Source organism: Devosia sp. (assembly GCF_040509215.1).
Lineage (GTDB): Bacteria > Pseudomonadota > Alphaproteobacteria > Rhizobiales > Devosiaceae > Devosia.
In genome coordinates this window covers 1-10,098 of the sequence record NZ_JBEVLL010000080.1, presented here as the reverse complement: position 1 = coordinate 10,098, position 10,098 = coordinate 1, and the positions used below count along the sequence as shown (strand labels likewise).

General features: G+C 62.6%; 12 protein-coding genes. 8 read left to right on the top strand and 4 right to left on the bottom strand.

Translation table 11 applies throughout. The annotated features are described in order from the left end of the window. Positions 1-180: 180 nt before the first annotated feature. On the bottom strand, positions 181-591 hold the full coding sequence (locus ABW043_RS04540) for a response regulator (protein WP_353920044.1): 411 nt from the start codon (positions 589-591) through the stop codon (positions 181-183). 104 nt (positions 592-695) lie between these two features. Continuing rightward, positions 696-1,748, bottom strand: a complete 1,053-nt coding sequence (locus ABW043_RS04535; RefSeq protein WP_353920043.1) for a zinc-ribbon domain-containing protein — start codon at positions 1,746-1,748, stop codon at positions 696-698. A 210-nt stretch (positions 1,749-1,958) separates the two neighbouring features. Here ABW043_RS04535 and ABW043_RS04530 point away from each other — a divergent pair, with 210 nt between their 5' ends. The 4 genes from ABW043_RS04530 to ABW043_RS04515 all read left to right on the top strand — a co-directional run bounded on the left by ABW043_RS04530 (position 1,959) and on the right by ABW043_RS04515 (position 4,898). Next, positions 1,959-2,621 (top strand): cell division ATP-binding protein FtsE, encoded by a 663-nt coding sequence (locus tag ABW043_RS04530; RefSeq protein WP_295415842.1) that lies wholly within the window; start codon positions 1,959-1,961, stop codon positions 2,619-2,621. After that, positions 2,614-3,561 carry a cell division protein FtsX gene (locus ABW043_RS04525; protein WP_353920042.1) on the top strand — a complete coding sequence of 316 codons (948 nt, stop codon included), beginning with the start codon at positions 2,614-2,616 and terminating at the stop codon, positions 3,559-3,561. The genes ABW043_RS04530 and ABW043_RS04525 overlap by 8 nt, the downstream gene beginning before the upstream one ends. An 85-nt stretch (positions 3,562-3,646) precedes the next feature. Beyond that, positions 3,647-4,447: a lysophospholipid acyltransferase family protein gene (locus ABW043_RS04520; RefSeq protein WP_353920045.1), complete on the top strand. Its 801-nt coding sequence runs from the start codon at positions 3,647-3,649 to the stop codon at positions 4,445-4,447. Between the two features lie 103 nt (positions 4,448-4,550). Beyond that, complete coding sequence (locus ABW043_RS04515) at positions 4,551-4,898, top strand: hypothetical protein (protein ID WP_353920041.1); 348 nt, start codon at positions 4,551-4,553, stop codon at positions 4,896-4,898. Here ABW043_RS04515 and ABW043_RS04510 read toward each other — a convergent pair. Further along, positions 4,886-5,437, bottom strand: coding sequence for a gamma-glutamylcyclotransferase (locus ABW043_RS04510; RefSeq protein WP_353920040.1), 552 nt, complete (start codon positions 5,435-5,437; stop codon positions 4,886-4,888). The genes ABW043_RS04515 and ABW043_RS04510 overlap by 13 nt on opposite strands. A 156-nt stretch (positions 5,438-5,593) precedes the next feature. Between ABW043_RS04510 and ABW043_RS04505 the strand changes: the two genes are divergently transcribed. The 4 genes from ABW043_RS04505 (at position 5,594) to ABW043_RS04490 (ending at position 9,412) form a co-directional block, all read left to right on the top strand. Beyond that, entirely contained in the window at positions 5,594-6,565 is a 972-nt protein-coding gene (locus ABW043_RS04505) for a DUF2125 domain-containing protein (protein WP_353920039.1), read from the top strand. Between the two features lie 176 nt (positions 6,566-6,741). Next, a complete protein-coding gene (rpmF, locus tag ABW043_RS04500; RefSeq protein WP_035086813.1) occupies positions 6,742-6,921 on the top strand; it encodes a 50S ribosomal protein L32 in 180 nt (59 codons plus the stop codon). Positions 6,922-7,054: 133 nt separating this feature from the next. After that, entirely contained in the window at positions 7,055-8,455 is a 1,401-nt protein-coding gene (gene fumC / locus ABW043_RS04495; protein WP_353920038.1) for a class II fumarate hydratase, read from the top strand. 135 nt (positions 8,456-8,590) lie between these two features. Further along, the gene (locus ABW043_RS04490; protein ID WP_353920037.1) at positions 8,591-9,412 is read left to right on the top strand and encodes a sugar phosphate isomerase/epimerase family protein; all 822 of its coding nucleotides are present in this window, start codon (positions 8,591-8,593) and stop codon (positions 9,410-9,412) included. Positions 9,413-9,523: 111 nt separating this feature from the next. Here the strand turns inward: ABW043_RS04490 and ABW043_RS04485 are convergent. Then, positions 9,524-10,098: sugar phosphate isomerase/epimerase family protein (locus ABW043_RS04485; RefSeq protein WP_353920036.1), on the bottom strand; the 575-nt coding region annotated here is incomplete at its 5' end.

Below are 10,098 nucleotides of genomic sequence, written 5' to 3'. Positions count from 1 at the left end.
CTGGCGCTGGATTCGGTGCCCGACTGGGTGTGAGCTAAGGCCCCCTCACTCGGCCCTATGGGCCGACCTCACCCCCCAAAGGGAGAGGTGTCGCTCCGCGACTTAAGCACGCTCACACCTCTCCCTCTGGGGGAGAGGTCGACGGCAAAGCCGGCGGGTGAGGGGGCCTTCGGCCCGCCCCTACTCTTCCCGAGCCTGCCGCGCCAGTGACAGCACTTCCACCGGCCGCCCCTCAAGCGCATCCTCGACCTTCGCCAGCAGTTCCGCCAGCGTAAACGGCTTCACGATCACATCGTAGACCAGCGCCTCGAGCCCATGCGCCCGCTCGCGCTGGTCGGCAAAGCCGGTCATCAGCACAATCGTCACATCGGGAAAAGCCGAGCCCACCTGCAGGGCAAGCGCAATCCCGTCCATCACCGGCATCTTGATATCCGAAAGCAGCAGGTCGAATTTCCCGCCCTCGGCTTCCATGGTTTCGGCAGCGAGCCCGCCGTCTTCCTCGGCCACGACCTCGTGGCCCTTCATGGTGAGCGCGCTCACCACGAATGCACGGACGGACGGATCGTCTTCAGCGACTAGTATTCGGGCCATAGGCAGTCTCCGGGCGGCGGGCGGCGGCCTTGCGGTACCAACCGGGCCTGTCAGGGGCAAAAAGTGACAGGCCACACGCTGACTTCAATATAGGAACGATCCCATCAGTGGTGAACAGCGGGCGCAGCAGCTTCAACAGAAGGTTCAGCCGGATGACCTGCATCCCCGCTGGGCGGCGCTTCCCCACCATGACCGGCTGTTTCGCCACGCTCCTCTGCAGCAGCATGGTCCTCCGCAGGAGCGTGACCCTCAGCGGGAGCATGACTTTCCGCCTCGCCATGCGCCGGCGCCGCTTCGGCCACAGTCGGATTTCCGGACGTAGCCGCGGCCGGTTCGCCACTGCTGGTAGCCGTGCGACCACCGGCAAAGGTCAGGCGCACCCTGACCGCTTCGGCAGGCGGCAGCGGCAGGCGCGTATCGAGCGTCGCCCTCTCGCCGGCCATCAGGTCGCGAATGCGCGGCGTGACGCTCCATTCGTAAATCGTGTGGCCCGTCGCATCGAGAAGGCTCACCAGCACCGGCGGTATCGAGACCGGATTGGGCATCAAGCCGACAAGCTGGGCCGAAACAACGAGCACTTCCTTGCCCTCGGAAAGACCACGCGTCGATTGCAGGTGCGAAAGCTCAAGCCCGACGACATTCACGCCCAGCCCGACTGCCTCATAGAGACCGGCAAGATCGGGGTTGCGCTCGACAATCTGTACGCGGCCAAAATAGGCAATGGCCAGAATTCCGGCGAGACCCACCGCACCCACCACCCGCGCATAGCGCCGCATCCGCGCCAGCGGCAGGCGCGAGACCATGGCGGTCTGTCGCCGCGACAGCGCCTTTTGGCGCGCGCGCATTTCCGCAGCGGTTTCGCGTTTCTTGGTCGGCCTGGGTTCGATCGGTTCGACCGGCCGCGGCTCGACATCGACTATGGTCTTTTCCTCGGCCTCGATGGCAGCATCGAGCGCCTCTTCGGCCATGGATTCAAACAGCCTGTCCGATTCGGGATCGGGCTTCGGCACCAGCCTCAGGTCCGGCTTTGGGTCGGGCAGCGCCGATTGTTGCCAGGATTGGTGGCACGAGGCGCACTGCACCTTACGGCCAACCGATCCGATGGCCTCATAGGTCACCTGGTACTTGGTCTGGCAATTGGGGCAGGTAATGATCATCGAGCCGGCAGCCGTTTCGGGTATTGCCCTGACCCTATCCCTGCTTGGGTTAATACTCCTCAAACCCATGAGAAATCACAATTGTGCCGCTTTCCCCCCGGCATAGCGGGCATCAATGCCGCGAACACACGTCGGCGCTGCTATGATGCGGCCCACTCGTGATTCGCTTTTTGCGGCAAGACCACCGGACGAGCTGGGGAGCACCCGTTCTTGATCGATTTTTCCGATGTCGGCCTGCGCTATGGCAATGGTCCTGAAATCCTCAGCGATCTCACCTTTTCCATCGAGCCCGGCTCCTTCCATTTCCTCACCGGCCCCTCCGGCTCGGGCAAGACCAGCCTCCTGCGCCTGCTGCTGCTCTCGCTCAAACCAAGCCGCGGCAAGGTGACGATGTTCAATGAGGATGTGGGCAAGCTCGATCAGGATAGCCTCCTGCAATTGCGCCGCCATATCGGCATCGTCTTCCAGGAATTTCGCCTGCTCGACCATCTGACGACCTTTGAAAATGTCGCCCTGCCGCTGCGCGTCCTCGGCCAGCCGGAAAGCGAATATCGCCCCAACGTCACCGAACTGCTCGAATGGGTAGGCCTCGGCGAGCGCATGCACGCGCTGCCCACGGTTCTTTCCGGCGGCGAAAAGCAGCGCGCCGCCATTGCCCGCGCCGTCATCGCCCGCCCCAAAATTCTCCTCGCTGACGAACCGACCGGCAATGTCGATCCGGACCTGTCGAGCCGCCTCGTCCATCTCTTTGCCGAACTCAACCGCACTTTGGGCATGACCATCATTCTCGCCACGCACGAATTGCCGCTGCTCGATCGGTTCTCCTATCCGCGCATGGTGCTCAACAAAGGGGCTCTGACCATCCATGACTAGGAGCCTCCTTTCCCGCCTGCCCCATTGGCTGCCCTTCCCGCGTCGCGGCGGCGGCGCCCCCATCGTGCCCGAGCATTCCGTTGCCGGCCGCACGCTCCTCCTTCTCATCACCATCATGAGCTTCCTCTCCGCCGTCACCCTTGGTGGCGTGGTGCTCGTGCAAAAATCCGCCATCGCCTGGTCCGCCGATGTCGGCCGCGAAATGACCATCCAGATCCGCCCGGTCGAGGGCGAGGTGATGGAAAGCAACCTGCGCACCGCCGTTTCGCTGGCCGAAACCACCCCCGGTGTTGCCGGCGCCCGTGCCCTCACCATCGAGGAAAGCCAGGCCTTGCTCGAACCCTGGCTCGGCGCCGGTCTCGATCTCTCGGCCATCGCCATTCCGCGCCTCGTCGTCGTGCAGCTTGCCGACCCCGGGGATGCCGATATCGACCAGCTTCAGCGCAATCTCCAGGCGATCAAGGGCGCGAGCCTTGATACCCACGCCGCGTGGCGACAACAACTCAACACCATGGCCGGAACCGTCGTCGTCTCCGGTCTCCTTGTTTTGGGGTTGATCGGGGTCGCCACCGTCCTCGCCATTATTTTCGCGACACGCGGCGCCATGGCGTCCAACCGCGAAATTGTCGACGTGCTCCATTTCATCGGGGCATCCAACAAATTCATTGCCGGTGAATTCCAGGGGCGCTTCTTGTCCATTGGCCTGCAGGGGGGCCTCCTCGGCTCCATTCTCGCGGCCCTCTTTTTCGTTCTGATCAGCACGGCCGCCGGCTCGGTTCTACCCACCGAAGCCACCGCCCAGGTCGGCTATGTCTTTGGCAGCTTTGTCCTCGGGGTCGACGGTATAATCTTCATCGCGCTCGTCGTGCCGGTCATTGCGGTTCTGACCGCCGTCACCTCGCGCCTTACCGTCCGGCGTTACCTCAGCGAAGCATCCTGAGGTAACCCATCTCGCCATTCCGTGTTCTCCTCTTTATTGAAGAGGAAAGCCCCAAGGGGCGGGAGGACGAATAGCCTTGAAAACCGTGATCCAGGCGATCCGCACGGCACTTTTCTACGCCATCTTCATCGGCCAGACGGCTCTTATCGCCATCACCATTGGCATCATCGCGCTCATTGCCGGTCGCACGCCCTTCACCTGGGCCCTAGCGAAATACTGGTGCTGGTCGAATGTGCAGCTCCTGCGCCTCATCACCGGCGTGCGCACCGAAGTCTCCGGCACGGAAAACATCCCGCCCGGCGGCTGCATCATTGCTTCAAAGCACCAGTCCGACTGGGACGTCTTTGCCATTTTCCCCCACACCGGCCGCCCCGCCTACATCGTCAAGAAGGAGTTGATGAACATCCCCTTCTTCGGCTGGGCCGCCCGTTCGCTCGATTGCATCGAGATCGACCGCAAGAAGGGCGCCCAGGCCATTCCTGAAATGATGCGCCAAGCCCATGCCGCGCTCGATCGCGGCTGCCGCATCGTCATTTTCCCCGAAGGCACCCGCAAGGCGGCGCTTGCGCCCGCCGATTACCGTCAGGGCATCGTCCGTCTCTATACCGAACTCAACGTGCCCGTCGTGCCGGTCGCGCTCAATTCCGGCCTCTTCTGGGGCCGCAATTCGCTCATCATCTGGCCCGGCACGGCCCGGGCCGAATTGCTCCCCGCCATCGAGCCAGGCCTAGCGCCTGATGTTTTCTCCGAGCGCCTGAGACGCGCCATAGAAACCCGCTCCGACGCCCTCAGCCTCGCCTCGGTCGATTCGGGCCTCTCCCGCCCCATCGATGCGGACCTGGCTGCACGTATCGCCGCGGCGCGGCAACGCAGCCCCTCATCTTGACGCAACAAAGCCACAAAGCACCACATCTAGTAGTCAAATGACGCGACTTGACTGATTCGCGGTATTTGTTCTAGTTTTGTTCTACTCACACGGGGGGACAGGGATGCTTTCGTGGATTGAAGCCGGCCTCGAGCCTGCAACGCGACAGAAGCGGGTCAATCAGTGGCTCGGCCTTTCGGGCCGCGCCTATCATCTGGCAAGCGAGAACCTGCGCGACTTCATTCTCGAAGGCGCCGATCTCTACCTCATCGCCCGTGGCAATACCGTCCTCTGGGTCGGCTGCGGCCTCGACCTTGTTGCCGAACCCGCCATCCGCCTCAAATTCCGCAATGCCCTCAGCCGTGCCGATGGCGTCTTCCGCCTGCCGCGTCCCGAGATGGATGGCGAACGCCTCTCCATCATTGCAGACCTCGAAGGCGCCGTGCCGGCTCCCTTCGATCAGGCCGCCTGACTCTCGGCTTCGAGTTTGCGTGCCAGGTCCATCAGCACCCGGTCGCGAATGCCGAGGCTTTCGAGGTGCCGCGCCGTATTGACCACATAGTCGATATTGCGCCCTGAAATGCCGACGCCCGCCCGCACCATGGCCAATTGCTCGTCGAGCGTCAGGTTCCCGGCAAACTGCTCGTGCCGCTCGTCGACCACAAAGGTCAGCGCCGAAACCTTTCGTCCATCGTCGAGCAGTACCGGCCGCATCACATCGCGATAGACCGTCGTCACCTGCTCGCGCGCTTCGAGATAGGCGCGCACCGACGGCCACTCGGCGCTAGCCACTTCAAAGACAATGCCGCGCACCGAGCCGCCCCGCGTCAACCCGAACACCAGCCCCGGCTGTTCCACCGTGCCGCGATGGTGATGTGAAATGATCGAGAGCGAGCGATGCGCGCCCTTCAGCCGCCCCAGATGCGTCGAGACGAACGGAAAGCCCGGATTCCAGATCAGCGAACCGTAGCCAAAGACCCAGTGATTTTCCGTTTCATCCACTGCGCTCATGCTCACCAGTCCGCTCTCACCCACTGTCTGTCATCACACGATTGAAACCCAGCCTCGCCACGGCCACAACCACAGCTTAGGCAAAACTTGTATGAACAAAGGCTGAGTAGCGCGACCCGCTTTTGCCTTTCGCCCGTCCAAGGTTAAAACCGTTCCATGAAGAAACGAATCATCATTCTGGGCGCCGTGGTGCTGCTCGTCATTCTTGGCGCCAGCGGCGCCTGGTTCTATGCCTCGGGCATCGTGCGGCAGGAGGTCGAACGCCTCGCCTTTGCCGATGGTGAAACCAGCCCCCAGCTAACCTGCGCCAGCCTCAATATCGGCGGCTATCCCTTCGCCTTCGATATCGAATGCGTCGATGCCGTTGTGGTCTCGGGCGATCTCATGGCCGAAATCCCGGCGGTGCGCGTCAGCGTCATGGTCTATGACCTGACCCACGCCCTTGCCGCCGCGCGCGGCCCCGCCCAGATTTCGGATGCCTTTACCGGACAGCGCTCGGCCCTCTCCTGGACCGGTCTCAATGCCAGCCTCCGGCTCAAGGACAATCGTATCGCCCGCCTCTCGATCGTGGGCGACGAACTCTCCTGGAATGACCTGTTGCTGGGCGACACCGTACTGGCCAAGGCGTCCCATGCCGAAGCGCACCTGCTTGATATCCCCGAAGCCCACGATGCCGAGCGCAATCTCGCCTCTCTGGCGCTTTACGTGAAAGCCGATGCCCTCGATCTGCCCGCCGCAACGCTCACCGATACCGAACTTGAAATCGAAGCCGAAGTGAGCGGCGTCCCCGACGATCTCAATGCCATCGGCGCCGAGCCCATCCTTCCCGCCTGGCAGCGAGCCGGCGGCGAACTCAACATTGTCGGCATCAGCATGAGCGACGCCAATGCCGACCTCAAGGCCTCGGGCAAACTCACCCTAGACGCGCAGGGCCTCCCCAATGGCAGCATCACGATCGATTCCATGGGCGTCGCCGAACGCATCGGCCCGCTGATCGAAGAGCCCTGGCGTACCCTTGTCCTCGGCGTCCCGCAGGAAAACGGCCGCCACACCAACCAGCTCAACTTCCGCACCGGCACGCTCTCCTCGGGCCTCCTCCCGATCACCACCCTGCCGCCGCTTTTCTAAGAGACTTCCGGCGTCGGCAAAGGGACAAAAGAATCCCCTGTCGTCGCCGGTGAATCCCCCCATCCCCTTGTTGCCAAGCGCGCGCAACTATTCTATAGAGCGCGACAACCCCAACAGAGACGTGTCTCTGGGCCGCTTTTGGCGGCACAACGATTTTTGAATTCGGAGTACCGACCATGGCAGTGCCAAAACGAAAGACCTCGCCGATGAAGCGCGGCTTCCGCCGCTCGCACGACGCGATTGCCAACCCCACCTATGTCGAAGACAAGGATTCGGGTGAGCTGCGTCGTCCGCATCACGTCGACCTCAAGACCGGCATGTATCGCGGCCGGCAGATTCTCGCCGTCAAGAGCTAAGCCGAAAGGCTTGCGGCGCTGATGCGCGCGACCTGATATTTCAGCGGCCGATCCTTCTCAGAAGGGTCGGCCGTTTTGTTTTTCGTCATGAATTCCGCCGATAAGAGCGGCCAGCAAACTCGGAGCGCCTGAAATGACCATGCGTATTGAATCGGACACGATGGGCACCATCAACGTGCCGACCGACAAGTATTACGGTGCTCAGACGGCCCGCAGCCTCGCCAATTTCGACATTGGCGGGGAAAAGATGCCCAAGGAAATCATCACCGCCTTTGCCATCCTCAAGAAGGCCGCTGCAATCACCAATACCAAGCTTGGCCTGCTCGATCCCGCGCTGCGCGACCTCATCGTTGCAGCAGCCGATGAAGTCATCGAGGGGCGGCTTGACGACCATTTCCCCCTCGTCGTCTGGCAGACCGGCTCCGGCACCCAGTCGAACATGAACGTCAACGAGGTTATCTCCAACCGCGGCATCGAGATGGCCGGCGGCACCATGGGCTCCAAAAAGCCCGTGCACCCCAATGACCACGTCAACATGAGCCAGTCGTCCAACGACACCTACCCGACGGCCATGCACATCGCCGCCATCGAGGCGGTCGTCAACTACCTCTTCCCGCGCGTAAAAATCCTGCGCGACACGCTCGATGCCAAGGCCGAAGAATTCATGGATGTGGTCAAGATCGGCCGCACCCATCTCCAGGACGCGACGCCCCTGACGCTCGGCCAGGAAATGAGTGGCTGGGTCGCCCAGATCGACCTCGCCATCAAGGCGATTGAAGTCACCCTGCCCCAGTTGCGCGAGCTCGCCCTTGGTGGCACTGCCGTCGGCACCGGCCTCAACGCCCACCCCGACTATGCCGTCGCCGTCGCCGCTGAAATTTCGACGCTCTCGGGCCACGAGTTCATTACCGCCCCGAACAAGTACGCCGTCATGGCCGGCCACGACGCCTTTGTCGGCACTTCGGGCGCCCTCAAGCAGCTCGCCGTTGCTTTCATGAAGATCGCCAATGACGTTCGCTGGCTTGCTTCCGGCCCCCGCTCGGGCCTCGGCGAACTGACCATCCCGGAAAACGAACCCGGCTCCTCGATCATGCCGGGCAAGGTCAACCCGACCCAGTCCGAAGCCATGACCATGGTCGTCGCCCATGTCATGGGCAATGACGCTGCCATCGGTTTCGCGGCTTCGCAGGGCAATTTCGAGCTCAACGTCTTCAAGCCCGTCATCGCCTACAATTTCCTGCAGTCCGTGCGCCTCCTCGCCGACGCCGCAAAATCGTTCAACGACAATTGCGCCATCGGCATCCAGCCCGACCGCAAGCGCATCAAGCAGCTCGTCGATCAGTCGCTGATGCTCGTCACCGCACTCAACCGCAAGATCGGCTACGACAACGCCGCCAAGATCGCCAAGACCGCCCACAAGAGCGGCGGCACCCTGCGCGAAACCGCGATCGAACTGGGCCTCCTCACCGGCGAAGAATTCGACGCCGAAGTGAAGCCCGAACAGATGGTTGGCCCACTGACGATCAAGAAGTAATTCTTCGCAACCGAACCCGAAAATGCCGCCCCTCACCGGGCGGCATTTTTGTTTGTGGGCTGGGACATTTCGCGCCTTGGCCCCGGCGAGCGCGCTGGTCTAGCATCGCCTCAACAAGAGAGGTGAATATCCGTCATGACCAATTCCAACGCCCGGCCCATGGCCAGAACGAGCCTCAAATGGTCGATGATCGACGAAGACCTCTCCATCCTCGACAAGTTCAAGCTGATCGCCGACCTCGGCTTTGACGGCATTGAGCTGGATTCGCCGAACGACCTGAACCAGGCCGAAATCCTCGCCGCCCGCGACGCGACCGGCCTCGCCATCCCCGGCGTCGTCAATTCCGCCCACTGGAAAACGCCCCTCACCGACCCCGATCTGGCCGTACGCGAAGCCTGCGTCGCCGCATCGATCGAAGCGATGAAACAAGCCAAGTCTTACGGCGCCGAAACCATGCTGCTGGTCCCCGGCGTCGTCAACGCCACGACCTCCTACGCCACCGCCTATGACCGCGCCGTCGAAGGCATTGATCGCCTCCTGCCGCACGCCGAAGAAATCGGCATCTCCATCGCGCTCGAAAACGTCTGGAACAATTTCCTTCTGAGCCCCCTCGAAGCTGCCCACCTGATCGACGGCTTCGATAACCCCCGCCTCGGTTGGTACTTCGACGTCGGCAACGTCATGCGCTACGGCAGCCCCACGGACTGGATCGAAGCCCTCGGCAGCCGCATCTTCCGCATCGACATCAAGGAATACAGCCTCACCCGCATGAACGCCGAAGGCCCCTGGAAGGGCTTTGAGGTCGAACTGGGCGAAGGCGACATCGATTGGGCCGGCGTCAACCGCGCCCTCGCCAAGTCCGGCTACAACGGCTGGGTCTCCGCCGAAGTCCCCGGCGGCAACCGCGAGCGTCTGGCCGATATCAAGGCCCGGCTCGATCGGATCGTCGGGCTGTAAGATCAGCCGCCCCGCCACCGGCGGTCATCCTCGGGCTTGACCCGAGGACACTGCACTTTACGGAAAGTATAGAACCCTCGGGTCAGGCCCGAGGGTGACGCGCGTGGGCGATCAGCCCCCAATCTCCGCCAGCATCCGCCTGATATTATTGAGCCCCACCTCGCACCCAAAAGCGCTCGGCTCCGCCCCTTCATATTCGAGCGACAAGAACCCGTCATAGCCCGAAGCCACGACGCTCTCGAGCAGCGCCTTGGTGTCGAGATCGCCATAGCCAAACACCGACCCGCGGATGAACTCCCCGCCCGCCGTCTTCAGCCAGCCCGGACCCGGTTCGGCGCGGCGCGTGTAAAAATCCTTCACATGCACAAAGCTCGCATGCGGCAGCGTGCGCCGCGTCGCGACATAGGGATTGTCGTCGACGCAGAGGAAATTGCCCACATCCACCGTCAGCTTGAAGTTCGGGTGCCCCACCGCATGATGCAGCCGCAGTAGCCGCTCGGCCCCATTCATGAAGAAGCCATGGTCCTCGACGCTGGTGACAACGCCATGCTGGGCGCCAAACTCCGCCACTTCCCGGCAGCCATCGGTGATAAACGAAAACTCGCGCTCGAACTCGCTGGCATCGGTCAGCCGCAGCGCCCACGTCACCACATCATGGCGCAGAAACTTCGCGCCGAACCGCACGC

Excerpts from the sequence above, each read along its gene's own strand:
- ABW043_RS04540 (WP_353920044.1), bottom strand. The coding sequence starts at position 591 with ATGGCCCGAATACTAGTCGCTGAAGACGATCCGTCCGTCCGTGCATTC.
- ABW043_RS04535 (WP_353920043.1), bottom strand. The coding sequence starts at position 1,748 with ATGATCATTACCTGCCCCAATTGCCAGACCAAGTACCAGGTGACCTAT.
- ABW043_RS04525 (WP_353920042.1), top strand. The coding sequence starts at position 2,614 with ATGACTAGGAGCCTCCTTTCCCGCCTGCCCCATTGGCTGCCCTTCCCG.
- ABW043_RS04515 (WP_353920041.1), top strand. The coding sequence starts at position 4,551 with ATGCTTTCGTGGATTGAAGCCGGCCTCGAGCCTGCAACGCGACAGAAG.
- ABW043_RS04510 (WP_353920040.1), bottom strand. The coding sequence starts at position 5,437 with ATGAGCGCAGTGGATGAAACGGAAAATCACTGGGTCTTTGGCTACGGT.
- ABW043_RS04505 (WP_353920039.1), top strand. The coding sequence starts at position 5,594 with ATGAAGAAACGAATCATCATTCTGGGCGCCGTGGTGCTGCTCGTCATT.
- rpmF (WP_035086813.1), top strand. The coding sequence starts at position 6,742 with ATGGCAGTGCCAAAACGAAAGACCTCGCCGATGAAGCGCGGCTTCCGC.
- fumC (WP_353920038.1), top strand. The coding sequence starts at position 7,055 with ATGACCATGCGTATTGAATCGGACACGATGGGCACCATCAACGTGCCG.
- ABW043_RS04490 (WP_353920037.1), top strand. The coding sequence starts at position 8,591 with ATGACCAATTCCAACGCCCGGCCCATGGCCAGAACGAGCCTCAAATGG.